The 26,685-nt window shown below is 67.1% G+C and carries 22 protein-coding genes and 1 pseudogene; 11 read left to right on the plus strand and 12 right to left on the minus strand.

Annotation, left to right across the window (positions count from 1 at the left end):
• The first annotated feature begins 7 nt into the window (after positions 1–7).
• Positions 8–1,501: a carotenoid oxygenase family protein gene (locus ACSQ9I_RS22180; protein WP_436314489.1), complete on the plus strand. Its 1,494-nt coding sequence runs from the start codon at positions 8–10 to the stop codon at positions 1,499–1,501.
• On the opposite strand, the gene ACSQ9I_RS22185 is transcribed toward ACSQ9I_RS22180, so the two are convergent.
• From ACSQ9I_RS22185 to ACSQ9I_RS22230, 10 genes are all read right to left on the minus strand, one after another.
• A complete protein-coding gene (locus tag ACSQ9I_RS22185) occupies positions 1,456–2,649 on the minus strand; it encodes an aromatic ring-hydroxylating oxygenase subunit alpha (protein WP_436314490.1) in 1,194 nt (397 codons plus the stop codon). The two genes, ACSQ9I_RS22180 and ACSQ9I_RS22185, sit on opposite strands and share 46 nt — an antisense overlap.
• 65 nt (positions 2,650–2,714) lie before the next feature.
• A complete protein-coding gene (locus ACSQ9I_RS22190) occupies positions 2,715–3,515 on the minus strand; it encodes a siderophore ferric iron reductase (RefSeq protein WP_436314491.1) in 801 nt (266 codons plus the stop codon).
• Positions 3,512–5,395, minus strand: coding sequence for an IucA/IucC family protein (locus ACSQ9I_RS22195; protein WP_436314492.1), 1,884 nt, complete (start codon positions 5,393–5,395; stop codon positions 3,512–3,514). Before ACSQ9I_RS22195 ends, ACSQ9I_RS22190 begins: the two co-directional genes overlap by 4 nt.
• The gene (locus ACSQ9I_RS22200; protein ID WP_436314493.1) at positions 5,392–5,997 is read right to left on the minus strand and encodes a GNAT family N-acetyltransferase; all 606 of its coding nucleotides are present in this window, start codon (positions 5,995–5,997) and stop codon (positions 5,392–5,394) included. Before ACSQ9I_RS22200 ends, ACSQ9I_RS22195 begins: the two co-directional genes overlap by 4 nt.
• Positions 5,987–7,207, minus strand: coding sequence for an MFS transporter (locus ACSQ9I_RS22205; RefSeq protein WP_436314494.1), 1,221 nt, complete (start codon positions 7,205–7,207; stop codon positions 5,987–5,989). The genes ACSQ9I_RS22200 and ACSQ9I_RS22205 overlap by 11 nt, the downstream gene beginning before the upstream one ends.
• Positions 7,208–7,218: 11 nt before the next feature.
• The gene (locus tag ACSQ9I_RS22210; protein WP_436314495.1) at positions 7,219–8,532 is read right to left on the minus strand and encodes a lysine N(6)-hydroxylase/L-ornithine N(5)-oxygenase family protein; all 1,314 of its coding nucleotides are present in this window, start codon (positions 8,530–8,532) and stop codon (positions 7,219–7,221) included.
• 23 nt (positions 8,533–8,555) lie between these two features.
• Positions 8,556–10,934, minus strand: coding sequence for a TonB-dependent siderophore receptor (locus ACSQ9I_RS22215; RefSeq protein ID WP_436314496.1), 2,379 nt, complete (start codon positions 10,932–10,934; stop codon positions 8,556–8,558).
• A 99-nt stretch (positions 10,935–11,033) separates the two neighbouring features.
• The gene (locus ACSQ9I_RS22220; RefSeq protein WP_436314497.1) at positions 11,034–12,074 is read right to left on the minus strand and encodes a FecR family protein; all 1,041 of its coding nucleotides are present in this window, start codon (positions 12,072–12,074) and stop codon (positions 11,034–11,036) included.
• A 48-nt stretch (positions 12,075–12,122) separates the two neighbouring features.
• Positions 12,123–12,632, minus strand: a complete 510-nt coding sequence (locus ACSQ9I_RS22225; RefSeq protein ID WP_093111249.1) for a sigma-70 family RNA polymerase sigma factor — start codon at positions 12,630–12,632, stop codon at positions 12,123–12,125.
• Between the two features lie 86 nt (positions 12,633–12,718).
• Positions 12,719–13,819 carry a GlxA family transcriptional regulator gene (locus ACSQ9I_RS22230; RefSeq protein WP_436314498.1) on the minus strand — a complete coding sequence of 367 codons (1,101 nt, stop codon included), beginning with the start codon at positions 13,817–13,819 and terminating at the stop codon, positions 12,719–12,721.
• A gap of 94 nt (positions 13,820–13,913) precedes the next feature.
• Here ACSQ9I_RS22230 and ACSQ9I_RS22235 point away from each other — a divergent pair, with 94 nt between their 5' ends.
• On the plus strand, positions 13,914–14,528 hold the full coding sequence (locus ACSQ9I_RS22235) for a LysE family translocator (protein WP_436314499.1): 615 nt from the start codon (positions 13,914–13,916) through the stop codon (positions 14,526–14,528).
• Between the two features lie 20 nt (positions 14,529–14,548).
• A pseudogene (locus ACSQ9I_RS22240) lies at positions 14,549–14,821 on the plus strand (GFA family protein); the annotation flags it as partial.
• Positions 14,822–14,997: 176 nt separating this feature from the next.
• Here the strand turns inward: ACSQ9I_RS22240 and ACSQ9I_RS22245 are convergent.
• Positions 14,998–15,900: a LysR substrate-binding domain-containing protein gene (locus ACSQ9I_RS22245; protein WP_436305002.1), complete on the minus strand. Its 903-nt coding sequence runs from the start codon at positions 15,898–15,900 to the stop codon at positions 14,998–15,000.
• A gap of 113 nt (positions 15,901–16,013) precedes the next feature.
• On the opposite strand from ACSQ9I_RS22245, the gene gcl reads away from it, so the two are divergent.
• Genes gcl through ACSQ9I_RS22260 form a run of 3 tightly spaced genes read left to right on the plus strand, consistent with a single transcriptional unit; the run spans position 16,014 to position 19,533 of the window.
• Positions 16,014–17,807, plus strand: coding sequence for a glyoxylate carboligase (gcl, locus tag ACSQ9I_RS22250; RefSeq protein WP_436314500.1), 1,794 nt, complete (start codon positions 16,014–16,016; stop codon positions 17,805–17,807).
• A 20-nt stretch (positions 17,808–17,827) separates the two neighbouring features.
• Positions 17,828–18,607, plus strand: a complete 780-nt coding sequence (gene hyi, locus ACSQ9I_RS22255; protein WP_436314501.1) for a hydroxypyruvate isomerase — start codon at positions 17,828–17,830, stop codon at positions 18,605–18,607.
• Between the two features lie 26 nt (positions 18,608–18,633).
• Entirely contained in the window at positions 18,634–19,533 is a 900-nt protein-coding gene (locus ACSQ9I_RS22260; RefSeq protein ID WP_436305005.1) for a 2-hydroxy-3-oxopropionate reductase, read from the plus strand.
• A 4-nt stretch (positions 19,534–19,537) separates the two neighbouring features.
• Here ACSQ9I_RS22260 and ACSQ9I_RS22265 read toward each other — a convergent pair whose 3' ends face one another.
• Positions 19,538–20,881, minus strand: a complete 1,344-nt coding sequence (locus tag ACSQ9I_RS22265) for an NAD(P)/FAD-dependent oxidoreductase (protein ID WP_436314502.1) — start codon at positions 20,879–20,881, stop codon at positions 19,538–19,540.
• 181 nt (positions 20,882–21,062) lie between these two features.
• Between ACSQ9I_RS22265 and ACSQ9I_RS22270 the strand changes: the two genes are divergently transcribed.
• The 5 genes from ACSQ9I_RS22270 (at position 21,063) to ACSQ9I_RS22290 (ending at position 26,660) form a co-directional block, all read left to right on the plus strand.
• Positions 21,063–23,363, plus strand: a complete 2,301-nt coding sequence (locus ACSQ9I_RS22270; RefSeq protein WP_093111237.1) for an NADP-dependent malic enzyme — start codon at positions 21,063–21,065, stop codon at positions 23,361–23,363.
• Between the two features lie 177 nt (positions 23,364–23,540).
• A complete protein-coding gene (locus tag ACSQ9I_RS22275) occupies positions 23,541–24,572 on the plus strand; it encodes an ABC transporter substrate-binding protein (protein ID WP_436314503.1) in 1,032 nt (343 codons plus the stop codon).
• A complete protein-coding gene (locus ACSQ9I_RS22280; RefSeq protein WP_436314504.1) occupies positions 24,572–25,414 on the plus strand; it encodes an ABC transporter ATP-binding protein in 843 nt (280 codons plus the stop codon). The genes ACSQ9I_RS22275 and ACSQ9I_RS22280 overlap by 1 nt, the downstream gene beginning before the upstream one ends.
• Positions 25,411–26,181, plus strand: a complete 771-nt coding sequence (locus ACSQ9I_RS22285; protein ID WP_436314505.1) for an ABC transporter permease — start codon at positions 25,411–25,413, stop codon at positions 26,179–26,181. The genes ACSQ9I_RS22280 and ACSQ9I_RS22285 overlap by 4 nt, the downstream gene beginning before the upstream one ends.
• Positions 26,178–26,660, plus strand: a complete 483-nt coding sequence (locus ACSQ9I_RS22290; RefSeq protein WP_436305008.1) for a nucleoside deaminase — start codon at positions 26,178–26,180, stop codon at positions 26,658–26,660. The genes ACSQ9I_RS22285 and ACSQ9I_RS22290 overlap by 4 nt, the downstream gene beginning before the upstream one ends.
• Positions 26,661–26,685 lie beyond the last annotated feature (25 nt).

A 26,685-nucleotide genomic window follows, 5' to 3' on the forward strand; every position in this document is an offset into this window, starting at 1 on the left:
GGCGGAGATGCTAAGACGCGAACTCCTGCGCCTGCTCGCATCGGCCGGCGCCACTCCCCTGCTGACCTCTATCGTGCATGCCGGCACCGACAGCTGGCAAGCCGACTTCGAAGCCTCCGATGCGCCTTGCAAGATCGGCTTCGCCACGCCACCGGCCGACCTGCCGCTCGCCCGCACCGCGGTGCGCGGACGCTTTCCCGATGCGGTCGCGGGCACGCTCTTTCGCATCGGCCCGACGGGCCACGACCTCGGCGGTGAGCGCTACCACCACTGGTTCGACGGCGACGGCATGGTGCATCGCTTCGTCATCGAAGGCACGCAGGTCCATCACCAGGGCCGCTATGTCCAGACGCCCAAGCGCGTGGCCGAAGTGCGCGCTGGCCGCCGGCTGACCGAGGCCTTCGGCACGATCCCGCCGGGCGTCGAGCCGCCGGCCTCGGCCGACAGCATCAATGTCGCCAACACCAGCGTGCTGCCGCTCGCGGGCGAAGTGCTCGCGCTGTGGGAAGGCGGATCGGCCACGCGCGTCGACGCACGCACGCTCGACACACTGGGCCTGAAGACCTGGCGCCCCGACCTCGCCGGCATGCCCTTCTCGGCCCATCCCAGGGTGGACCCGGACGGCACGATCTGGAACTTCGGCGTCGGCTCCGGCCAGGGGCTGCTGGCGCTCTACGAGATCGCACCCGACGGCGCGCTGCGCCGCGCGGCCGTGGTGCCGGTGGGCGACCTGCCGATGGTCCACGACTTCGCCGTCACCGAGCAGCACCTGGTCTTCCTGATGCCGCCGCTGGTCTACGACGTCAAGCGCAAGGAGGCCGGCGCGAACTTTCTCGATGCGCACGTGTGGCGGCCCGAGCTGGGCATGCGCGCGCTGGTGGTCGACAAGAAGAATTGGGACCGGCGCCAGCTGCTCACGCTGCCGGCGGGTTTTCTGTTCCACGTCGGCAATGCGTGGGAAGAGAACACGCCGCGCGGCACGCGTATCCACATCGACTACGTGCGCTCGGAGAACACCAGCTCGGTGTTCACCACCAACCGCGAGCTGATGCGCGCTCGCCGCGTGAAGAGCACCGATCCGTACCTGACCGTGGCCACGCTGAATCTCGCCACCGGACAGGCCACGCAAGAGGCGCTGCCGCTGGACGCCGAGTTCCCGCGCATCGACCCGCGCCGCGTCGGCCTGCGCCATCGCAGCGTGGTGCATGCGACGCAGGGCAAGCGCGAGCAGCCCGGCTTCGGCGCCGTCGCGCGCACCGATGTCGAAACCGGCCGCAGCCAGCGCTTCGCCTACGGCCCGCAGGCGATGGTGGAGGAACACCTGTTCGTGCCCGACGGCACGGGCCCGGGCTGGATCATCGGCACGGTGCTCGACGTCGCGCAGAAGCGAACGCTGTTGTCGTGCTTTGCGGCCGATCGGCTGGCTGCCGGGCCGGTGGCGCAGGCGACGCTGCCCTATGCGTTGCCGCTAGGCTTGCACGGGGCTTTCGTGCCGGCCTGAAGGAAGGCGGGCCCCATCATCTGCCGATACCAGGCATGGAAGTGCCACATGCCGTCCTCCAAAGGCGACTGGTAGGGCCCCACCTCCGAGACGCCGCGCTCGAGCAGCGCGCGGCGGCCCGCGTCCATGCGCTCGCCGATCTCGTCGTCTTCCCTGGCGGTTTCCATGTAGGCGGCGCGTTGCGCCTCGACGAACTCGCGTTCGAAGGCAGCGATCTCCTCCGGGTAGTAGAACTCGACGACATTGACCGTGTCCTGCGGCCCCTTCGGATAGAGCGTCGACAGCACCAGCACGTGCGGATAGAGCTCGATCATGTGGGTCGGGAAATAGGTCACCCACACCGCGCCGAAATCGGGCGCGGCGCCGGTTCGATAGTCGAGCAGGCGCTCGTGCCAGGTGCGATAGACCTCCGTGCCGGGCTGGCTCAGCGATTGATGCACGCCGACGCGCTGCATGCTGTACCAGTCGGCGAAATCCCAGTGCAGCTCGCTGCAGCTGACGAAAGCGCCGAGGCCGGGATGGAAAGGCGCGACGTGGTAGTCCTCCAGGTACACCTCGATGAAGGTCTTCCAGTTGTAGTTGCACTGATGGACCTCGACATGGTCGAGCACGTAGTCCGAGAAGTCGAACTCGGGCCGCGCGAACAGCGCCGCCATGTCCTGCGCCGGATCGCGTGCGCCCTCGAACAGCAGGCCGCGGCAGTTGCGCAGCGCAAAGCGCTGCAGGTTCTTGCAGGGTTTGGGCTCGAACTGCGGCGCGCCCAGCAGTTCGCCGCGGTCGTCGTAGGTCCAGCGGTGCAGCGGACAGACGATGTGGCCGCCGGTCGACCCCAGGTTGCCGCTGGGGTTGGCGAGCCCGCGCACGTCGCCGGTCTCGCCGCCGAGGATCAGTGCCTGCCGGTGCCGGCAGACGTTGGACATCAGCGTCACCCCCTCGGCGTTGTGCACCAGCACGCGCCCTCCGCCCTCCTGCGCGAGCCGGCGCCAGTCGCCGACCTGCGGGACGGTCTTCTCGTGCCCGACATAGCGGGCCGATCGATCGAAGATCAGTTCCTGCTCGCGCGCGAACAGGGCTGGGTCGAAGTAGGCGTCGACGGGCAGCTGCGTGGACGCCGGCAGAACATGCGTGAGGCGTGCGACATCGTTCATCGGAATCTCCAAGGCGTGACGGGATGCACCGGACCAGGCCGGCGGCGGCGCATCGCGGGAATGGATCAGGAATCGGCCAGCAGGCGGGCGATTCGCGTGTCGAGCGGGAGCTTGGGACAGGTGCTGCACTGCTCGCCGTCGCGGCGGCGGAAGTGGTGGCAGCACACCTTGCGGTCGAGCGCGAGCGCCGGCGTGCCGTCGCGCGCCCGGTAGGCGAAGAAACCGCAGCCGCCGGCGATGCCGAGGCGCGCAAGCCAGGCCGCGCCGAGTGCGGCGAGCTCGCTGTCGCTGCAGGCCGGCGCGTGGCGATGCACCAGCAGCAAGGCGCCGAGCACGCATTCGGCCTGCAGGCGATCGGCCGCGCGCGCATGCAGCGCCACCGAGGGTGCCAGCGCCGCGCGCATCGAATCGCAGAACACGCGCAGCTCGGCGGCCGCGGCATCCATGCGCGCCGATGCGCTCCCTGTGACCGGCGCATGGACGGGCAGCTGAAAGCCGCGCGGAAAACCCTCGGCCACCGGCTGCGCGAGACCGGCGAGCCGCGGCACGTGCGTGTCCAGGTGCGCGGCGATCACGCTCAGATAGACCGGCTGCCAGATCGCCAGCCCCCAGCAGCGCAGCGCCCGGTAGTGCGCGCCGGCCTCCGGATAGGCCTCGGCCCAGTGGCGGCACAGCGCGCGCAGGCTTGTCTGGTCGGCTTCGCGCAGCGCGCCGGGCAAGACCTCACTGCCCTGCGTGCCGCACAACCCGGGAACGATGCGCTGCGCCAGCCGCAGCATGCGGGCGAGATCCGGATCGGGCCGCGCGGCCGGCATCGCGCCGGCAACGACGTAACCGCTCACGCTCGCCTGCATGCCGAGGGTCACGCCACGCTTTCCGCCAGCGCGGCCGATGACGCCTGCGCCGCCGGGCGGCGGCGGAACTTGGCGATGGGGTTCACGAGGTTGCCCGCCATCTTCAGGCTGGAGGCCGGGTCGGACAGGTTCACCATCTGCACGTTGTTGCCGAGCTGCAGGCGATTCAGGCAGGAATGCAGGAACTCGGGCACGAACATGTCGTAGTGCGCGTACTTGGCGGCGCGCTCCGGGTGCGCATCCTGATAGTCGTGCACGCAGTCGGCCACGGCGCGCCAGAACTCGTCTTCGCTGCAGCAGTCGTTTTCCACCAGCACCTGGTTGATATGGCGCAGCACGCCGTCGAACACGTCGATGAAGATGCCGAGCAGCTTGAAATGGTCCGGCACATCCACCGCGATGCGATCGACGCGCTCCGGCAGGCCTGCCTTGGCCGCGATGTCGAGGATGGCGCATTCCTCGGCGATGTCCTTCATGATGGCACGCACCGGCACTTGGCCGGAGAGCACCAGGATCAGGTTCTCGCCGTGCGGCATGAAGGTCAGGTCGTGCGCATAGAAGCAATGCAGCAGCGGCGTCAGGTAGGCCTGCAGATAGCGGCCCAGCCAGGCCACGGTGGGGAGGCCGGAGCGGCGAATCAGCTCGGGCAGCAGCGCATGGCCGTCCTTGTCGACATGCAGCAGCGCGGCCATGGTCATCAGGCGCTCGCCCGGCCGCAGCAGCGGCAGCGGGCTCTCGCGCCACAGCGCCGAGAACATCTTCTTGTAGGGCGTATCGAGCGGGATCGCGGCCTCGTAGTAGTGGTTGCGGAAGCCCATCGAGGCGACCTCCTGCAGGATGGTGAATCCGTTCGCGCGCAGGAACTCGTCGTCCGTCACCAGCTTCTTGATGAACTCGTTGATGGCCGGCGTGCCCGACATGTAGTAAGGCGAGAGGCCGCGCATGAAGCCCATGTTCAGGATCGACAGCGAGGTCTTCACATAGCGCTTGGAACGGTCGCTGGTGTTAAAGAAGGTGCGGATCGACTGCTGGGCGATGTAGCGGTCGTCGCCGTAGTCCAGGCAGATGATCTTGCGCCGCGCCACGTAGCCGGCGAAGGCGATCGACAGCTTGTTGAACCACTGCCACGGATGCGCGGGCATCAGGTAGTAGTCGGCCGGGTCGACCTCCAGTTCGTGCAGCCGGGCGGTGAAGCGCCCGACCGTCTCGGCACCCAGTTCCTCGGCCAGCAGCTGCTCGTAGCTCAGCGTGGAGATGCTGGCGAAGGCGGCGTTGTCCTTGTGCACGGCCAGCCAGATCACGCGGATGTCGGAGCCGGCCTCCGGCGCATAGGCGCGGTAGTCGACCGCATTGAAGCCCAGCCGCCCGTTGTTGGCGACGAAGCCCGGGTGACCTTCGGTCATGCCGACCTCGATGGTCTGGAAGTCCGTGGCGTCGGCGAGCTCGGCGCTGCTGGGCGCATCGGCCTTCATGCGCTTGAAGGCGCTGCCGAACAGCGTGCTGCTGATCTCGTCGAGGTAGATCGGCAGCAGGTCCTCGCGGATACCCAGGCGCTGGCGGCATTCGATGATGAACTGCAACGCATCGAGCGGCTCGTCGACGTCGCCCACCAGCTTGCGGATCGACTCCGGCTTGATATGCCAATGGCGCAGTGCCAGGCATTGCGCCTCGAACAGATAGCGCACGGCGCCGTCGTCCGACAGCAGCTCGTAGAGCGCGAAGCCGCCGGTGGTCGGCTTCAGCTGCTCCGGCTCGACGATCAGCTCGTGCGCGTATTCGGCGATCGCCTTGCGCAGCAGCAGGCGATTGGCCTGGGCCCACACCTCCGGCGTCAGGTGTGCGGCGGCCTCGGCCGGGTGTTGCGAGAGTTGGTTCACGAGGGTGAGGTTCATGGATGGATTTCCTCCAGGGTGGCGGCCGTGGCCTGTTCAAAATCTCGCCGGGTGCAGAAGGCGAGGCTGGCGATCTTCTCGGTGAAGACAACGTCGCGGTCGTAGACGAAGCCTGCCGACCGGTTCAGTGCGTGGATCTTTTGGTTGGTGGCGTCCGGCTCCACCACGATGCGCTCAGCGCCCAGTTGGGCGAACATGAAGCGCATCAGCGCGTGGAACACGGCGCGCGTGAAGCCGCGAATGCGCACATCCGACGGCCCGACGAAGATGTGCATGCCCAGGTCGCCGGGCCGCACCTCGTAGAAGCTGCGGATGCGGTCGTGCGCGGGGTCGTAGCATTCGGCCAGGAAGGCGGGCCGGCCCTCGTGCAGGCCGATGTAGGCGGTGGCGGTGCCGGAATCCATCAAGGCCTGGTAGGCCTCGCGGACTTCGTCTTCGGTCTTGTCCTGCATCAGCCAGAAGGCGGCGCGTTCCTGCGTGAACCAGCGGTGCAGCATCGGCACGTCCTGCGGAATGCGCAGCGCTCGGAACACGAAGCCCTCCGCATCGCGGTACGACGCCAGCGCGGCCCGGGCGCGGCGGTGGACGCTGTCAATTCGCATGGGCCGGCACCTCCAGCTTGGCCACATGATCGGCGCTGGGCACGTTGAGGATCAGGCGATCCAGCAGCGCGGTCAGCACGAAGCCACCCGCCGCCAGCAGGAAGGGCAGGTGCAGCCCGTAGCGATCGACGATGGCGCCGGCCGCGAACGAGGACAGCAGCACCCCCAGGTTCTGGAAGAAGTTGGTGATGCTGTAGTCGTGGGCATAGCGCTCAGGCGTCGACAGGCGAAACAGGTTGACTTCGAGCTTGACGATGATCTGGAACAGCGCCCAGCCGTACAGCACGCGCCCCAGCACGATCCACACCGGGTCCGGCGCGGCATGCAGCAGCAGGCCGACCATGCCCAGCAGCAGGTTGCCCACGGTGTGGTCGGGCAGCCGGCCGCCGCGCGCGCGGATGCGGGCATGCAGGCGCAGCGCGACGATGGCGACCACGCCGGGGATGGCGAAGGCCATGCCGGAGATCAGCTCGCTGTCGTAGCCGGTCGTCTTCTGCCAGTAGACCGAGAAGAAGGGGCGGATCAGGTAGGCGCTGAAGTCGAACAGCAGCATCACCAGCGCCAGCCGCAGGATCGGCAGCCGGGCACGCCAGTCGAAGCGGCGCGGCGCGGCAGCAGCGGCGGCGGCCGCCTGCGCATGCTCGCCGCTGTTGCCGCGCACGATCTTGCCGCTCCGGATCAGGTACATGCAGACCACCATCTGGAAGAAGTCGCCGGCGGCCATCGCATAGATGCTGGCGCGCGGCCCCCAGGCCTCGAGCACCAGGCCGCCCACCACGGCGCCGAAGATGGCGCCGAAGTGCACCACCACCGACAGCACGCCGATGGTGGCCGCGTGCTCGTCCTTGGGCGTGAGGCGCATCATGTACGGGTACATCAGCAGGTAGCTGCTCTTGCACATAAACATCAGCATCGACAGCATCCAGTACGTCTCGACGTCGGGCGCCCAGTCGCAGAGCAGGCTGAAAGTGCCGGCGGCGAACTGCGTGTAGACCAGCAGGTACAGAGGCTCGACGCGGCGCGCCACGCGCGCCCAGATCGGCAGCGTGCACATCACGGCGATCGAGATGGCCGCCACGTAGGCGCCCACATGGACCGCGCTGTCCAGCCCGTAGCGCGCGCTGAAGAACTGCGGATAGAAGGGAATCAGGATGGCGTCGCTGATGACGGCCAGCACCGTCATCGCGATGATGTGAAATCTGAGGCTCATGGTGTTCCGCTTCAGAGCCTGACGAAGTCCGCGCTCGCGGGAATCGAAAAATCCTGGATCGCGATGCGCCGCTCGATGCGGTAGTGCTCCACGCCCGTCAGCTCGCGCAGGATGAGCGAGTTGCGCCAGCAGCTCATGCCGAGGTCCTGGTTGGTCATGCCGTGGGTGTGCTGGCCGGCGTTCTGCACGAAGATCTCGTTGCCGTTGAAGTCCGCCGCGTAGTTGCGCGCCAGCCGGTAACGGCCCTTCTCGTCCCAGCGCAGGCGATGGCGGATGCCCTCGATGAAGGGCGGGATGTTCTCGCGGTAGCCGGTGGCGAAGACCAGGCCCTCGGTGCGGTGCGCATAGCGCGCCTCGCAATCGAGCTGGCGGAATTCGATCTCGTAGCTGCCGCCGGCGGCGTCGTAGCGGCAGTCCTGCAGCTCGCAGTTGGTGATGAGGTGCGTGCGGAGCCGCCCGCGCGTGCGGCGGTCGTCGAGCAGGTCGTAGATCTGGTTGATCAGGCTGGCGTTGACGCCCTTGTAGAGGCTGTCCTGCGTGCGGACGATGCGCTCCTTCTTCTCTTCGTCGAGGTTGTAGAAGTAGTCGATGTAGTCCGGCGAGAACATCTCCAGCGTGAGCTTGGTGGTCTCCATCTGGAAGAAGCGCGGCGAGCGCGTGATCCAGGTCAGGCTGTAGTCGTGCGCCTCGGCTTCCTTGAGCAGGTCGTGATAGACCTCGGCCGCGCTCTGGCCGCTGCCGATGATGGTGATGGAGCGCTTCTGCTGCAGCTGCGCCTTGCTCTCGATGTAGTCGGCGGTGTGCAGATAGCGGTGCTCGCCCGGCTTGCAGCAGGCGGGGAACAGCGGCTTGGAGCCCACGCCCAGCACCAACTTGCGGCCGCGCAGGACGAAAGGCTCGCGCTTCGGCCCGCGCACGCCGGTCACGACATAGCAGTTGCGCTCGGCGTCGTGGACGACTTCCTGCACCTCGTACTCGAAGCGCACGTTGCTCAACTGCGCCGCGGCCCATCGGCAGTAGCGGTTGTACTCGGCGCGCGTCAGGTAGAAGCTCTCGCGGAAGTAGTACGAGTAGATCTTGCCCTCTTCCTTGCAGTAGTTGAGGAAGCTGAAGCGGCTCTTCGGGTCCGCCAGGCTCACCAGGTCGGCCAGGAAGGGGTTCTGCAGCGTGGTGTTGTCGATCAGCATCCCCGGATGCCAGCTGAACTCCGAGTTGCGCTCGAGGAAGATGCCGTTCAGATCGGCAATGGGCTGCGCCAGGCAGGCCAGGCTCAGATTAAAGGGCCCGAGCCCGATTCCGATGAATTCATGAATGTCTTGTCTCATCGCACGCCATCTCCTTGTTTCCCCTACCACTGGTAGGTGAAGGTTGCAGTCACGTTGCGGGCGTCGCCCCAGTAGCAGTAGTCCTGGTTCATGCACGACGCCACATGCGACTTGTTGAAAAGGTTGTTCGCGGCCAGGCGCAGGTTGGAGCCCTTGAGCGACGGGTTCAGGCGCCCGAGGTCGATGCGCAGCATCAGGTCCACCAGCAGGTACGAGGGCACCTTGAAGCTGTTGGCGTTATCGACCCAGCTGGTGCCCACATAGCGCACGCCACCGCCCACCGTGTAGCCCGGCGCGAAGCTCCAGTCGCCCCACACCGAAGCCATGTGGCGCGGCGCCTGGTAGGGCGTCTTGCCGGTGAAGCCGTCCGGCGACTCGATGTACTTCATGTCGGTGTAGGTGTAGGTCGCCAGCACCGACACGTCGCGCGTCAGCTGCGAGCGCGCCTCCAGCTCCAGCCCGCGCGAGCGCACCTTGCCGGCAGCCTCGAAGTAGGCGGCGCCCACCGGGCGCGTGGCGACGTTCCTCTGCTCCAGGTCGTACACGGCCGCCGAGAGCAGCGTGTTCGAATCCTTGGGCTGCCAGCGGACGCCGGCCTCCACCTGCTCGGTTTCGGCCGGCGGCAGGATGTTGCCCTGCCGGTCGTTGCGCAGGCTCGGATTGAAGCCGTCCGAATAGCCGACGTAGGGCGCGACGCCGTTGTCGAACAGGTAGACGGCGCCGACGCGCTTGGTGAACTTGGAGCCGCTCCATTGCGCCGGGGCGCCGGTGCCCATCTGGTTCGACGCACGGGCCCGGTCCTCGCGGCCGCCCAGCGTGAGGCGCCAGCGGCCCAGTGCCATCTGGTCCTGCAGGTAGAAGCCGGTCTGCTCGAAGCGGCGGTCGATCGGGAAGCTCGTCACGTCGCTCAGGCCGGGGAAGCCATAGACGGGGGCGAACACGTTGACCGGCAACGCGCCTCCCGACTCCCAACTGCCGTCGACCTGGCGCTTCTGGTAGTCCAGGCCCGCGAGCAGCGTGTGCTCGACCGCGCCCGTCTGGAAGCGGCCTTCGAGCTGGTTGTCGATCGTGTGGCCGCGCGTCGATTCGCGGGCGCCGGAGTAGAAGCGCGTCAACTCGTCGGCGCTCGCCCAGCCGTAGCCGTAGACCTGGCGCAGCGTGGTGTCCGCCGTGACGTAGCGGAAGTTCTGCCGGAACTTCAGCTGCTCGCTGAAGGCATGCTCGAACTGGTAGCCGACGAAACGCTGGGTGCGATGGTATTTCTCGATGCTCGGATCGCCATCGAAGAAGTAGCGCGAAATCCGGCGGCCGTTGTGGTGGGCGTTGATGCTGCCGTCCGCCGGCACGCCGCTGTGGTAGCTGCCCTCGGGATCGTCCTGGAGGTAGGCCTGCAGCAAGAGGCGCGTGTCCTTCGAGGGTTTGATCAAGAGCGAAGGCGCGATGGCGCGCCGCTCCTCCTTCACGTGGTCGAACTGCGAGTCCAGCTTGCGCGCCAGCGCCGTCACGCGAAACGCAGCCACGCCGTTGGAATCGACAGGCCCCGTGAGGTCGACCGCACCCTCCAGGCGGTTGCGGTTGCCGACGGTGAGCTGGACTTCGCGGTGGGGCTCGAATTGGGGCGTCATGCTGGTCAGGGCCACCACACCGCCCGGCGACGCGCGCCCGTAGAGCACCGAGGCCGGCCCGCGCACGACGTCGATGCGCTCCAGGAAATAGGGGTCGACCTGCATCGAGGTGTAGCTGCCCTGATCGCTCAGCATGCGCAGCCCGTCGAGCAGGGTGCTGTCGACGCTGCTGTCCTTGAAGCCGCGCAGGGCTACGTAGTCGTAGCGGTTGGAGGAGCCCACGAGGCCGGTGAAAGCGCCCGGCGTGTAGTTGAGCGCCTCGTTGATGGCGCGCGGCTTCTGGTCTTCCAGCTGCTGCTTGGTCACCACGGAGATGGACTGCGGCGTCTCGATGATGGGCGTATCGGTCTTGGAGCCCGAAGCGCTGCGCCTGGCGACGTAGCCGTTCACGCCGGTGGCGCTGTCCTGCTCCGCGTTGGCGCTGACCGTCACCACCGGCAAGCCCGCGGCATCCGATGTCGGCGGCGCTGCCTTGACGACCACGGCATTGCCGTCGACAGACGCCGTCAGCCCGCTGCCGGCCAGCACGCGGTCCAGCGCCTGCCGGGGCGTCAGCCGGCCCGAGACGGCCGGCGCCGTCTTGCCCGCCACCAGCGCGGGCGGCACCATCAGTTCAAGCCCGGTCTGGCGCGCCACGTCGTTGAGCGCCTGCGCCAGCGGCTGCGCCGCGATGCTGATCGGCACCGGGGTGGAGGCTTGGCTGTGCGCGGCGGTAGCGGCAAAGGCGAATGCCGCGAACAGAGCCAGCGGCGCGGCGTGGAAGCGGGGGCGGGGCATGCGTTCGTTTGCGGGAAAGGTAAATAAGAATCCTTCCCATGTAGACGCACCGGCTTTGCGAAACCCCAGGTGGGCCGCAAAGTTTTTTTCGCTTCGCGATTACTTGGCCGAAACGATCTCCGTCATGCCGTCGTGCTCGCGCAGCCGCACCGGCAGCACCTGCGGCAGTGCGCGCGAGAAGTTGTCGAGCCGGCGCGGATCGAAAGTGCCGGTGACCCGCAGCGCAGCCACAGCCGGGTCGCGCACGATCAGTTTCGCGGGGCCATAGCGCTCGAATTCGGCCAGCGCCTGCGCCACCGACGCGTTGTCGAAGCTCACGCGGCTGTCGCGCCAGGGGGCGATGCCGGCGGCCGGCACGGCAGTCACAGCGCCGAGCCGGCCTGCCGCATCGCTGACGATCTGCTGGCCGCCCCTCAGTTCTACGGCGGCGCCATCGCCGGCCACGCGCACGCGGCCCTCCTCCACCGCCACGCGCACGTTCTGGTTGCCCGCGATGCCGGGTGTGTGGCGCACCGAGAAACGGGTGCCGACGACCGTGATGCGCAGCGGCCCCGCCCACACGTCGAAAGGACGCGAGGGATCGGACTTGACCTGAAGCTCGGTCTGGCCCTCGGGCAAACGCAGCTCGCGGCGCCGGCGATGGAAGATCACCTCGGCACGGCTCGCGGTGTCGAGCCGCAGGTGTGTGGCGTCGGGCAATGTCAGCGCGAGCTGCTGGCCGCGCGCGGTGGCAAAGCTCTGGGCGAACACCGGCTGCTGCCAGTGGTTCCAGGCCAGGTAGCCGCCGCAGCACACCACGAGAGCCGCTGCGGCGACGGCCCCTTGCGGCACCAGGGCCGTCAGCTGGTGCCACCAGGCGCGGCGATGCGATCGCGCCTGCGCCGCGGCCTTGTCCCCGGTCAGCTTCTTCCGCAGGCTGCGCACGCCCTCCGCCGGCAGCGCATCGAGCGCATCCCAGTCGCGCTGCCAGCGCGCGAAGGCCTTGCCGTGGGCCTCATCCGCAGCCAGCCAGGCCTGGAGCGCGGCTTCGTCGGCGGCACCGAAGCCCCCGCCCCTTTGGCGCACGAGCCAAGCCAGAGCCGTGCTCTCGGGCTCTGCGGATGACGCGGCTGGCGGTTCGGCTGGCGGCTGTGTGGTCATGGCGCAGTATTCGGCTCCTTCATGTAGACGCACGAACGGCCTGAAACCCTATGCCGTGCCATCGAGTGCGTTCTTGCAGCGCCGGCAGGCCTGCATGGCCAGTTGAATGTGCTGCTCGACCATCTTGCGCGAAATGCCCATGCGCTCGGCCACCTCTACATGCGGCAGGCCGTCGAACTTGTGCAGGATGAAAGCCTCGCGGCAGCGCAGCGGCAGCGCGTCGATGGTGGCGAGCATGGCGCTCACCGCCTGGCCCGAGGCGGCGGCCATGTCGGGCTCGAAGGCCCGCGGCGCGGCCAGTTCGTCGAGATCGAGGGCGGCCTCCTCAGCATCCGGCTGCAGCGCCTCGCCGCGCACTTCGCTGCGGCGGTACTGGTCGATCTGCAGGTTGCGCGCCGTGCGATAGAGCAGCGCGCGCGGCTCGGGCACCGCCTGGCCCGAGCGCTGCACCGCGAGGACGCGCGCATAGCTTTCCTGCACCAGATCGGCCGCGGCATCGCGGCTGCGCGCCGTGCGGGAGCAGAAATTCAGCAGTTCCTGGTAGTAGCGCTCGAGCACAAATCGACTTTGGCAATGGAGAGCAAATGAGAGTCATTCTCATTATGGACGATCCGTATGACCGATCCGCGAAGGGCCTGCAGGCCTCAGCGCTGCCTCACGCGTCGCGAAAGCGCAGGCGATGCATTCGCCGCCTCGACTCTTTGCCTCTCGGCCTCTTTCCTGAAGTCCCCCGTGCTCACGCCGAAGCGACGCCTGAAAAGCTTGCCGGCATAGCTTGCGTCTCGCACGCCGATTTCGTCGGCCAGCGCGGCAAGACTGCTATCGGCGTTGAGCAAGCGCCAGCGAAGGTGCTGCAGCCGCATCTCCTGCCAGTACGCTTGCGCGGTCTGCTCGAACTGCTGCAGGAAGCGGCGGTCGAGCTGGCGCCGGCTGATGCCCACGCTGCTCGCGATATCAGCGACCGAACACGTGCTGGCGAGCCTTTTGCGCATCAGGCCGATGGCGCGACCGACGTAGCGGCCGACCTGCGGCTCGGCACTTTGCGACTTGAGCAGATGGCGGCTTGCGCGCGGCTCGTCAACCAGCATGTCAGCCAGGCCCTTGAGCGCGCGTGCGCGGCCGCAGTGCTGCACCAGCAGCTCCACGGCCACGTCGATCGCGGCGCTGCCGCCTGCGCAGGTGATGCGCTTGCCATCAAAGAGATAGAGCTGCTCGGTTTTGATGGGGATGCGCGGGAATGCGGCCTCGAATTCCAGTGCGTGCCGCGGATGCAGCGCGACCTTGTGCCCATCCAACAGCCCAAGCTCCGCAAGCAGGAAGCAGCCGTTGTCCATGCTCAGGAGCGTGAGCCCATGCCGCACCGCGCCCTTGACAAGCGACGCGTAGGCCCGCGCCCGGCGCCGCGTGTCGGTGGCGCTGCGGCCGCCAAAGACGACGAGGTAGTCGTAGTCGGACCAGCACACCTGCTGCGGCGTGAGCTGGATCGAGATCTCCACGCCGCTGTTCGAAGTGACAGTGCCGGCCTTGAGGCCCACGATGTCCCAGCGGCAATGGCGCTGCCGGCTGTAGTCCTCATCGTCGGCCGAGAAGCGCAGCTTGTCGAGAAAGCCGCCAAAGGGCAGCAGCGCGAAATCCGGCAGCGGAAGGATGAGCACGCGCACGTCCGGCGCGATGGGCTTCGCCTGCGCAGGCGGCAGCACGACGCGGCCGGGTCGCTTGCGAACCGCGGTTCTGGCGATGTCCAAATCGGCTGGTAACACGTCCAAATCTTACTTCGGTGTTTGACGCACGGTGTGTGACAGTGCATCCACTTTCCTTCACTCGTACGGATTCGCAATCATGGCGCTCGGCACTTGGTTGGTCTATCTGGCAGCGGCCACCGGCCTGGCCTTGATGCCCGGCCCCAACGGCTTGCTCGCGCTGACGCACGGCGCGCTCTACGGGCGGCGCATCACCCTGTTCACGATTTGCGGAGGCGTGCTCGGCTTCGTGCTCGTGCTCGCGCTGTCGATGTTCGGCATCGGTGCCGTGCTGGGCGCTTCAGCACAGGCGCTCACGGTGATGAAGTGGCTCGGCGGTGCCTACCTCGTGTGGCTGGGTATCCAGGTGTGGCGTTCGCCGCCGCCTGCACTCGAGGTCGCTCCGCAGCGGCAGCGGCCGCGCCATGGATGGAGCCTCTTCAGCCAGGGCTTCCTGTCTGCGGTGACCAATCCCAAGGCAGTTCTATTCTTTGTCGCGTTCCTGCCGCCCTTCATCGACCCGCATCGCGACCTCGTGACGCAGTTCGTCGTGATGGCCGCGACATTCGCAGTGATCGAGTTCTTTGTCGAACTTCTGATGACCTTGCTGGCCAGCAGCATGCGCGGCTGGCTGCACCGCAGCGGCAAGCGCTTCAACCAGATCTTCGGCGCGGTGTTCGTGCTGATCGGCGCCGGCGTGACGTTGGGCCCCTGATCACTTGAAGGAGAGAAAGCATGACCGAGGCATATACCGGCGGATGCGCCTGCGGGGCGATCCGTTATGAAATCTCCGGCGAGCCGGTGGTGACGAACGACTGCCAGTGTCGCGACTGTCAGCGCGAGAGCGGCACCGGGCACGGATCCCATCTGACCTTCGTGCGCACGGGCGTGAAACTCAAGGGCGAAGCGAGCCACTGGGACATGGTTGGCGATAGCGGCAATGTGAAGACTCGTGCCTTCTGCCCCGCCTGCGGATCACCGGTGTATATGACGTTCGCGGCGATGCCTGATTTTTTCACCGTGCGCGCTGCGAGCCTCGACGATCCAAGCCGATACAAGCCGATACAAGCCGCAAATGGTGACTTATGGCGTGCGCGGTTACGTTTGGGACCACCTCGATCCGGCCCTGCCGAAATTCGACAAGATGCCACCGATGTGAAACATGGCTGCACAGCGACGTCGCCCTACCGTTCCCACCACCCTTCCTCAAAGCGCCCCTGCAGAAAGGCCACGAAGCTCGACACCTTCCCCGGTACCAGCTTGGGCGAAGGGAACACGGCGTGGATCTCCTGCTCGGGCAGTGCATGGCCCGGCAGCACCTCGACCACCTTGCCCGCGGCCAGCGAATCGCTCGCCACGTAGCGCGGCATCAGCGCGATGCCGAGCCCCTCGCGTGCCGCGGCGAGTACGGCCGAAAGATTGTTGGAGCGCAGCCGGCCCGTGACCGGCACCGTGACCGGCTCCCCCTTGGGCGTGTGCATGCGCCAGACGTCGTCGCCCACCACGCTGCTGTAGATCAGCGCCACGTGCGCACTCAGGTCCTGCGCACGCTTCGGCGTGCCGTGCTTCTTCAAGTAGCCGGGCGCCGCCACCATGACCCACGGGTTCATGCCGAGAAAGCGCGCGCCCAGCGAGGAATCGGCCAGCTTGCCCATGCGCACCGCGACGTCGATGCCCTGCGCTATCAGGTCGACGTAGCGGTCCTCGAAGCTGAGATCCACCTGCACCTGCGGGTTGCGCGCCATGTACTCCAGCGCCAGCGGCACCACGACGCGCCGGCCGAAGGCGACCGAGGTGCCGACACGCAAGAGCCCCTGCGCCTGCGATTCGCGCCGCCGCACCACGCTCTCGGCCTCCTCGGTCTCGCGCACGATGGACTTGCACTTCTCGTAGTAGAGCGCGCCCGATTCGGTGAGGCTCACGCCGCGCGTGTTGCGGTTGAGCAGGCGCACCTTGAGCCGCGCCTCGGTGGCCGCGACCTGCTTGGTCACGGTGGGCTGGGTGGTGTTGAACTCGCGCGCCGCCTTGGAGAAGCTGCCGGTCTCCACCACGCGCACGAACATCTCCATTGCCAACAGTCGATCCATGCCCTGGATCGTAGCCAGTTATTCCGCCCTGGAATAGCTTTTATGGTCCGGCGCCGCCTTCTGCACGAGGCCTCGAATTCCTACAGTCGAGGCCTCTGAAGGAGACAAGCAACATGGCAAAGATGACCGCGGCCCAGGCCGCCGTTCTGGTGATGGAAAAAGAAGGCGTGACCCAGGCCTTCGGCGTGCCCGGCGCCGCCATCAATCCGCTCTACTCGGCGCTGCGCAAGCACGGCAGCATCGCCCACATCCTGGCGCGCCACGTCGAAGGCGCCTCGCACATGGCCGAGGGCTACACCCGCGCCATCGCCGGCAACATCGGCGTGTGCATCGGCACCTCGGGGCCGGCCGGCACCGACATGATCACCGGCCTCTACTCGGCGTGGGCCGATTCGATCCCGATCCTGTGCATCACCGGCCAGGCGCCGCGCGCGCGGCTCTACAAGGAAGACTTCCAGGCGGTGGACATCGAGTCGATCTCCAAGCCGGTCACCAAGTGGTCGGTCACGGTGCGCGAGCCGGGCCAGGTGCCGCAGGTGTTCCAGCAGGCCTTCCACCTGATGCGCTCGGGCCGCCCGGGCCCGGTGCTGATCGACCTGCCCTTCGACGTGCAGATGGCGCAGATCGAGTTCGACATCGACACCTACCAGCCGCTCACCCCCTACAAGCCGGCCGCCACGCGCGCGCAGATCGAGAAGGCGATCGCGATGTTGAACGCGGCCGAGCGCCCGCTGATCGTGGCCGGCGGCGGCATCATCAATGCCGACGCCAGCGACTTGCTGGTGCGCTTCGCCGAGGCCACCGGCGTGCCGGTGATCCCGACCCTGATGGGCTGGGGCACCATCCCCGACGACCATCCGCTGATGGCCGGCATGTGCGGCCTGCAGACCAGCCACCGCTACGGCAACGCGACCATGCTCGCTTCCGATTTCGTGCTCGGCATCGGCAACCGCTGGGCGAATCGCCACACCGGCTCGGTCGAGGTCTACACCAAGGGCCGCACCTTCGTGCACGTCGACATCGAGCCGACGCAGATCGGCCGCGTCTTCACGCCCGACCTCGGCATCGTGTCGGACGCCAAGGCCGCGCTCGAGCTCTTCGTCGAGGTCGCAGAGGCCATGAAGGCCAAGGGCCAGCTGCCGAACCGCGGCACGTGGGCCGGCGAATGCCTCGAGCGCAAGAAGACGATGCTGCGCAAGACCAACTTCGGCGACGTGCCGATGAAGCCGCAGCGCGTCTACCAGTGCATGAACCGCAACTTCAGCCGCGACACCTGCTACGTGAGCACCATCGGGCTTTCGCAGATCGCCGGCGCGCAGTTCCTGCACGTCTACAACCCGCGCAACTGGATCAACTGCGGCCAGGCCGGCCCGCTGGGCTGGACCATTCCCGCCGCGCTCGGCGTGCGCGCCGCGGACCCGACGCGCAAGATCGTCGCGCTCTCGGGCGACTACGACTTCCAGTTCATGATCGAGGAGCTGGCCGTGGGCGCGCAATTCAAGCTGCCCTACATCCACATCGTGGTCAACAACTCCTACCTCGGCCTGATCCGCCAGGCGCAGCGCGGTTTCGAGATGGACTACTGCGTGCAGCTCGGCTTCGAGAACATCAACGCGGGCGTTGACAGCGGCGTCGAGCGCAGCTACGGCGTGGACCATCTCAAGGTGATCGAGGGCCTGGGCTGCAAGGCGATCCGCGTCTACAAGCAGGAAGAGATGAAGCCCGCCATCCAGCGCGCCGAAGCGTTGATGGCCGAGTTCAGCGTACCGGTGGTGATCGAGGTGATGCTGGAGCGCGTGACCAACATCTCGATGGGCACCGAGATCGACGCCGTCAACGAATTCGAGCCGCTGGCCGAAAACCGCGAAGACGCGCCCACGGCCGTTGGCGTGGCAATGCTCGACTGATTCCCGAGGAGACAACACAGATGCCCCGATTCGCAGCGAATCTCACGATGCTCTTCACCGAGCTGCCGTTCATGGAACGCTTCGAGGCCGCCGCCAAGGCCGGCTTCAAAGCGGTCGAATACCTGTTCCCCTATGCCTACGACAAGAAGGAACTGACCGCCGCCCTGCGTGCCAACGGCCTGCAGCAGGTGCTGCACAACCTGCCCGCCGGCAACTGGGACGGCGGCGAGCGCGGCATCGGCTGCCATCCCGACCGGGTGAGCGAGTTCCGCGAAGGCGTCGGCATGGCGATCGACTACGCGACGGCGCTGGGCTGCCCCAAGCTCAACTGCCTGCTGGGCAAGCTGCCGCAGGGCGTGGGCCCGGCCGAGGCGAACAAGGTGGCGGTCGAGAACCTGCGCTTCGCCGCCAAGGAACTCGAGGGCGCGGGCATCCGCCTCCTGATCGAGCCGATCAACCACTTCGACATTCCCGGCTTCTTCCTGACCCGCACCGACCAGGCGCTGGCGCTGATCGAGGAAGTCGGCTCGGCCAACCTGCTGCTGCAGTACGACATCTACCACGCGCAGCGCATGGAAGGCGAACTGGGCGCGACGATCGCGAAGAACATGGCCAAGATCGGCCACATCCAGCTGGCCGACAACCCGGGCCGCGGCGAGCCCGGCACCGGCGAGATCAACTACCCGTGGCTCTTCAAGCACATCGATGCCGCCGGCTACACGGGCTGGATCGGCTGCGAATACAAGCCGAAGAGCGACACCGTCAACGGCCTCGGCTGGCGCACCGCCCTCACGCAATAAGTACACACAGACAAGGAACTCAGCGAATGTCCAACACGGCACCCCAGAAGATCGGTTTCATCGGCCTCGGCATCATGGGCGCGCCCATGGCCGGCCACCTGCTCGATGCCGGCCACCAGCTCTTCGTCAACACCCAAGGCCCGGTGCCCGAGCTCTTCGTTTCCAAGGCCACGGTATGCGCCTCGGCGGCCGAGGTGACGAAGCAGGCCGACATCGTCTTCATCATGGTGCCGGACACACCCGACGTGGAGAAAGTGCTGTTCGGCGAGAACGGCGTCGCGGGCGCACTGACCAAGGGCAAGACGGTGGTCGACTGCAGCTCCATCGATCCGATCGCGACCAAGGGCTTCGCGCAGAAAATCGTCGACCTCGGCTGCGGCTACATCGACGCGCCGGTCTCGGGCGGCGAAGTGGGTGCCAAGGCGGCCAGCCTGACCATCATGTGCGGCGGCGACGAGGGCACCTTCGGCCGCGTGCGGCCGCTGCTCGAGAAGATGGGCAAGAACGTCACGCTGGTCGGCGGCGCGGGCGACGGCCAGGTCTGCAAGGTGGCCAACCAGATCATCGTGGCGCTCAACATCGCGGCCGTCGGCGAGGCGCTGGTGTTCGCCAGCAAGGCCGGCGCCGACCCGGCCAAGGTGCGGCAGGCGCTGATGGGCGGCTTCGCGTCCTCGCGCATCCTCGAAGTGCACGGCGAGCGCATGATCAAGCGCACCTTCGCGCCGGGCTTCCGCATCGCGCTGCACCAGAAGGACCTGAACCTTGCGATGCAGAGCGCACGTTCTCTGGGCGTGGCGTTGCCGCAGACGGCGGGTGCTGCGCAACTGATGAACGCCTGCGCCGCCCTGGGCCATGGCCAGTCCGACCATTCGGCGCTGGTGAAGGCTCTGGAAGCGCTGGCGCAGCATCCGGTTCAGCCGGACTGAGCGATCAGCCGCGAATGTTGAGGTTCTCCGCCGGGTTCTGACCAGCGGCTGCCAGCGCCTCCTTCAGGTTCCGGCGCCGCCAGGCCCAGGTCTTGAAGGCCTGCGGCAGGATCGTGATGCACGAGAGGTAGTAGATCACCTTGAAGCCCAGCAGCCGCGGGCCGACCGGCGTGCCGCGGAACAGGTCGCCCGCCAGGATCGACAGCAGCGCTTCCCGCATGCGCCAGACGTTGTTCTCCGGCTGCATGAAGAGCCGGCGGATGGCCGGCGAGGTGATGCGGTAGATGAACCACGAGAACATCCGGGGCCCGTGATTCATGACCTTCTCGAAGCGGCGGAAGGCCCGCTCCGCCTGGCTGGCCTCGCCCCTGAGCCAGTGATCGACCGCCGTGGCGCTCTCGAAGGCGCTGTTCATCGCCAGGTAGACGCCGGACGAAAACATCGGGTCGACGAAGGCATAGGCGTCGCCGATCATGGCAAAGCGGTCGCCGCGGCAGAACTTCGAGTCGTAGGCATAGTTGCCGGTGGTCGTCGCGCCCTCGATCAGGGTGGCATCCTTCAACCGCTCGGCCAGCTTGGGCGCGAGCGCGATGGTTTCCATCAGGAAGCTGGTGAGATCGCCCTTGCGCTGCTTGAAGTAGGCCGGCGAGGCGACCGCGCCCACGCTGGTGGTGCCATCGAGCAAGGGGATGAACCAGAACCAGCCGTGGTCGAACCAGAACAGCGTGATGTTGCCTTCGTAGCGGCCGGGCGTACGCCGGGCGTTCGCGAAGTGGCCGAACAGCGCGGCGCTCGCGTGCCTGCGGTTGCGCTGCTTGGCGTCGAAGCGGTTCGACAGCACGGTGTCGCGTCCGCTGGCATCGATCACGAAACGCGGGCGCCAGGCGGTCTCGGTGCCGTCTTCGGCTTTCACCGTCACCAGCGCACGGCCGTCGCTGCCCTTGCCGGCGTCCATGTCAACCTGCGTGACCTTGTGGCCTTCGAAGGTGCGCGCGCCGCGCTTGGCGGCGTGGCGGAACAGCAGTTCGTCGAACTCCGAACGGCGCACGTGCACGGCGTACGGAAAGGACTTGTCCATCGCCTCGCCGAAGAAGAACAGGCTGGTGTGGTCGTGCCAGGGCGAGACGAACTCGGCGCCGTGCTTGGCGATGCCGATGGCTTCGACCTCGGTGCGCACGCCCAGCCGGTCGAAGAGCGGCATGTTCATCGGCAACAGCGATTCACCGATGTGAAAGCGCGGGTGATGTGCCTTTTCGAGAAGCACCACGTCGTGGCCCTTGTCCGCGAGCAGTGCGGCGACGGTCGAGCCGGCAGGCCCGCCGCCGATGACGACGACATCTGGGTCCATGGTTGTGAATTGCTGAACTGCCATGAATGGCGGGCCCTCGGTCGTGGTTATGTGCTCGGTTGGAGCGCGAATGCGGCCCGAGTGTATCGATCGCGCCATGGCCCCCTCGTGGTTCCCACTACACGAAGGGCACGCGCTTTTGGAGTAGCCTCATTGGTCGTCAGAAACAAGGAGATTTTTCATGGCCGACACCCTGTCACCGGCAGAAGAAGCATTGCGCGAAGCCGCCCGCGAATACCACCGCAGCCCCGTCCGGGGCAAGATTTCCATCTCGCCGACCAAACCGCTGCTGAACCAGCGCGACCTCTCGCTGGCCTACTCGCCGGGCGTCGCCTACCCCTGCCTCGACATCGAGGCCGACCCGTCGAAGGCGGCCGAATACACCTCGCGCGGCAACCTGGTCGGCGTGGTCACCAACGGCACCGCGGTGCTGGGCCTGGGCAACATCGGCCCGCTGGCCGCCAAGCCGGTGATGGAAGGCAAGGGCTGCCTGTTCAAGAAGTTCGCCGGCATCGACGTGTTCGACATCGAACTCGCCGAAACCGACCCCGACAAGCTGGTCGAGATCATCGCCGCGCTCGAGCCCACGCTGGGCGGCATCAACCTCGAGGACATCAAGGCGCCCGAGTGCTTCTACATCGAGAAGAAGCTGCGCGAGCGCATGAACATCCCGGTGTTCCACGACGACCAGCACGGCACGGCCATCATCTCGGCAGCGGCGCTGATCAACGGGCTCGAACTGGTCGGCAAGAAGATCGAGGAAGTGAAAATCGCCGTCTCGGGCGCCGGCGCCGCCGCGATCGCCTGCCTGGACGTGATGATCGGCCTCGGTGCGAAAGCGGCCAACATCTACGCGGTCGACTCCAAGGGCCTGATCTACATCGGCCGCCCGGGCGGCTTCGACGACTCGAAATCGCGCTACGCGCAGAAGGACACCGGCGCGCGCACGCTGGCCGACGTGATGAAGAACGCCGACGTGTTCCTCGGCTGCTCGGCGCCCGGCGTGGTCACGCAGGACATGGTCAAGAGCATGGGCAGCCAGCCGATCATCCTGGCGCTGGCCAATCCCGAGCCCGAGATCCGGCCCGAGCTCGCCAAGGCAGTCCGCCCCGACTGCATCATCGCGACCGGCCGCTCGGACTATCCGAACCAGGTCAACAACGTCCTCTGCTTCCCCTACATCTTCCGCGGAGCGCTCGACTGCGGCGCAAGCAAGATCACGGAAGAAATGAAGCTGGCCTGCGTGCACGAGATCGCCGACCTCACCAAGGCCGACATCAGCGAGGAGGTGGCCACCGCCTATGCCGGCCAGGAGCTCGCCTTCGGCCCCGACTACATCATCCCCAAGCCCTTCGACTCGCGCCTGATCCTGCGCATCGCGCCGGCGGTGGCCAAGGCCGCGGCCGCCTCGGGCGTGGCCGCGCGCCCGATCGAGGATCTCGAGGCCTACCGCCAGAACCTGGCACGCTTCGTCTACCAGACCGGCATGTTCATGCGCCCGGTGTTCAGCGCCGCCAAGCTCGCGAGCGCCAAGCGCGTGGCCTACTGCGAGGGCGAGGACGACCGCGTGCTGCGCGCCGCGCAACTGGCGGTGGACGAAGGCCTGGCCAAGCCCATCCTGATCGGGCGCCCGGCGGTGATCGAGACGCGCATCAAGAAGGCCGGCCTGCGCATCAAGCCCGGCGTGGACGTGGACGTGGTCGACCCCGAGGACGACCCGCGCTTTCGCACCTACTGGGAGGCCTACCACCGGATCATGGGCCGGCGCGGCATCACGCCCGAGGCCTCGAAGGCGATGGTGCGGCGCTCCAACACCACCATCGGCTCGCTGATGGTCCAGCTGGGCGACGCCGACGCGATGCTGTGCGGCCTGGTGGGCCGCTTCGACAGCCACCTGCGCATCCTGCACAACGTGCTGGGCCTGAAGCGCGGCGCCCCGGGCTTCGCCACCCTCAACGCGCTCACGCTCGAGAAGTACACCCTCTTCATCGCCGACACCAACGTGCACGAAGACCCGAGCGCCGAGACGCTGGCCGAGATCGCGGTCATGGCGGCCGAGGAAGTGCGCCGCTTCGGCCTGCCGCCCAAGGTGGCCTTCCTGTCGCACTCCAACTTCGGCTCTTCCGAGCGCGCTTCGGCGCGCAAGATGCGGGTGGCGCGCGACCTGTTCGCCAAGATGGCGCCCGACATCGAATGCGACGGCGAGATGCACGGCGATGCCGCGCTGTCGGACACGGTGCGGCACAACGCCCTGCCGGAGACCTCGCTGAACGGCGAGGCCAACCTGCTGATCTGCCCGAACCTCGATGCCGCCAACATCCTGTTCAACGTGCTGAAGATGACCGGCGGCAACGGCGTGACGGTGGGTCCGATCCTGATGGGCGCGGCCGGCTCGGCCCACATCCTGACCCCCTCGGCCACCGTGCGCCGCGTGCTCAACATGACGGCGCTCGCCGTGGCCAACGCCACCTCGTCCAAGTAGGCAGCGCACCACGATCGACGCCCCGCCGCAGTGCATGCGACGGGGCGTTTTCACGCCCGCTCCGAGTGGCAATGGCCATCGGCCATGCACCTCATTGGCTCATCGGGAGGGTTCGCACCAAGTGCGTGCCGGCACCGTTTTTGCTTGAATCCCGTGCATCACCTTTCACGGACTCCCATGAACAAGCGCCAACTGATCCAGACCTTTCTTGCCACTTCGGCGCTCAGCTTCGGCCTAGTCACCGCCCACGCCCAAGCGCTCACGCCGATCAAGTTCCAGCTCGACTGGCGCTTCGAAGGTCCGGCGGCGCTGTTCCTCCATCCGGCCGCCAAGGGCTACTTCAAGGATGCCAAGCTCGACGTGACGATCGACGCCGGCAACGGTTCGGGCGGCACGGTCACGCGGGTGGCCTCGGGCGCCTACGACATGGGCTTCGCCGACCTGGCCGCGCTGATGGAGTTCCATGCCAACAACCCCGACAGCCCGAACAAGCCGGTCGCGGTGATGATGGTCTACAACAACACGCCGGCCTCGGTCATGGCGCTCAAGAAGAGCGGCATCGCCAAGCCGGCCGACCTGGCCGGCAAGAAGCTCGGCGCGCCCGTGTTCGACGCCGGCCGCCGCGCCTTCCCGATCTTCGCCAAGGCCAACAACATCGGCGCGGTCAACTGGACCGCGATGGACCCGACGCTGCGCGAGACCATGCTGATCCGCGGCGACATCGACGCCATCACCGGCTTCACCTTCACCTCGCTGCTCAACCTCGAGGCGCGCGGCGCCAAGGCGGCCGATATCGTGGTGCTGCCCTACCCCGACTACGGCGTGAAGCTCTACGGCAACGTGATCATCGCCTCGCCCAAGCTGATCAAGGAGAACCCGGCGGCGGTCAAGGCCTTCCTCTCGGCCTTCGCCAAGGGCGCGAAGGAAGTGATCGCCAATCCGACCGTGGCCATCGAATCGGTCAAGAAGCGCGACGGCATCATCGACAGCGCGCTCGAGACGCGCCGCCTCAAGCTGGCGATCGACACCGTGATCAACAGCCCCGACGCGCGCGCCGAAGGCTTCGGCGCGGTGAACGCGGGCCGGCTCTCGCTGATGGCCTCGCAGGTGTCGGACGCCTTCAACACCAAGACGCGCGTGAGCCCCGACGCGGTGTGGACCGCCGCGCTGCTGCCCCCTGCGGCCGAACTGAACATCCTGAAGAAGTGATGGCGGTCGCGGAGACCACGCCCTTCGTCGACTTCCAGGACGTCTGGCTCGCCTACAACGAGGAGCTGCTCGCCGCCAACCACTTCGCGGTCGAGGCCATCGACCTGAAGGTGAAGCGCGGCGAGTTCATCGCCATCGTCGGGCCCTCGGGCTGCGGCAAGTCCACCTTCATGAAGCTCACCACAGGCCTGAAGATGCCCTCGATGGGCAAGATCCGCATCGACGGCCAGCCCGTGAACGGCCCGCTCAAGATCTCGGGCATGGCCTTCCAGGCGCCCTCGCTCTTGCCCTGGCGCACCACGGTCGACAACGTGCTCTTGCCGCTGGAGATCGTCGAGCCCTACCGCTCCACCTTCAAGGCCAAGCGCCGCGAATACGTGGAGCGCGCGCGCAAGCTCTTGCAGAAGGTGGGCCTCGCCGGCTATGAAGACAAGTTCCCGTGGCAGCTCTCGGGCGGCATGCAGCAGCGCGCCAGCATCTGCCGCGCGCTGATCCACGAGCCCAAGATGCTGCTGCTCGACGAGCCCTTCGGCGCGCTCGACGCCTTCACGCGCGAGGAGCTCTGGTGCATCCTGCGCGACCTCTGGACCGAGCAGCAGTTCAACGTGATCCTGGTCACGCACGACCTGCGCGAATCGGTTTTCCTGGCCGACACGGTCTACGTGATGAGCAAGAGCCCGGGCCGCTTCGTGGTCAAGCGCGAGATCGAGCTGCCGCGGCCGCGCGAGCTGGAACTGACCTACACCAAGGAATTCACCGACATCGTGCTGGAGCTGCGCGGCCACATCGGTGCCATCCGAAGCAATGCCATCGCGGCCGCCGCCGCAGCGAGCCCGGCATGAAGAACGGCAAACTGATCGAACGCTGGTCGCCCTGGCTGCTGCTGGTCGCGGTGCTCGTGCTGTGGCAGATCATCTGCGCGGGCTTCGGCGTCTCGGATTTCATCTTCCCGAGCCCGTGGCGCATCTGGACCCAGTTCTGGGAGTTCAAGGAAATCATCGCGGGCCACGCCTGGCGCACCTTCTGGGTCACGATGGCGGGCTTCGGCCTGGCGATCGTGGTCGGCGTGCTGCTGGGCTTCGTGATCGGCAGCTCGCGCCTGGCCTACGCGGCGGTATATCCGCTGATGACCGCCTTCAACGCGCTGCCCAAGGCGGCCTTCGTGCCCATCCTCGTGGTGTGGTTCGGCATCGGCATCGGGCCGGCGATCCTCACGGCCTTCCTGATCAGCTTCTTCCCGATCATGGTCAACATCGCGACCGGCCTGGCCACGCTCGAGCCCGAGCTCGAGGACGTGCTGCGCGTGCTGGGCGCCAAGCGCTGGGACGTGCTCGTCAAGATAGGCCTGCCGCGCTCCATGCCCTACTTCTACGGCTCGCTCAAGGTCGCGATCACGCTGGCTTTCGTCGGCACCACGGTGAGCGAGATGACGGCCGCCAACGAAGGCATCGGCTACCTGCTGATCTCGGCCGGCTCGGCCATGCAGATGGGCCTGGCCTTCGCGGGCCTGATGGTGGTGGGCGCGATGGCGATGGGGATGTACGAGCTCTTCAGTGCGATCGAGAAGCACACGACCGGCTGGGCGCATCGAGGCTCTCAAAACGAATGACCCCTGAGCAGATCGTCAAGGCTCTGCGCCGCGCCGACGAGGTCGCGCGGCGCGCGATGGCCATGGGCCGCCATCCCTTCGGCGCGGTGCTCGTCGCGCCGGACGGCGAAACGGTGTTGGCCGAGCAGGGCAACATCGACACCGTGCAGCACGCCGAGGCCACGCTGGCGCGAAACGCCTCGCTCAACTACCCCGCCGAGTACCTCGCGCAGTGCACGCTGGTCACGACCTTCGAACCCTGCGCGATGTGCGCCGGCACCATCTACTGGGCCCATATCGGCCGCGTGGTCTACGGCGCCGAAGAAAGCGCGCTGCTCGCGCTGACCGGCGACCACCCCGAGAACCCGACGCTCTCGCTGCCCTGCCGCGAAGTCTTCGCGCGCGGACAGAAGCAGATCGAGGTCGTTGGGCCGGTACCGGAAGTGGCCGACGAGATGATCGCCACGCACCGCGGCTTCTGGCAAAGCCGGGGCGCCTGAGCCGCCGGCCAAATGAACCGGCCGC

This window comes from Variovorax sp. LjRoot84 (assembly GCF_964254305.1).
GTDB lineage: Bacteria > Pseudomonadota > Gammaproteobacteria > Burkholderiales > Burkholderiaceae_C > Variovorax.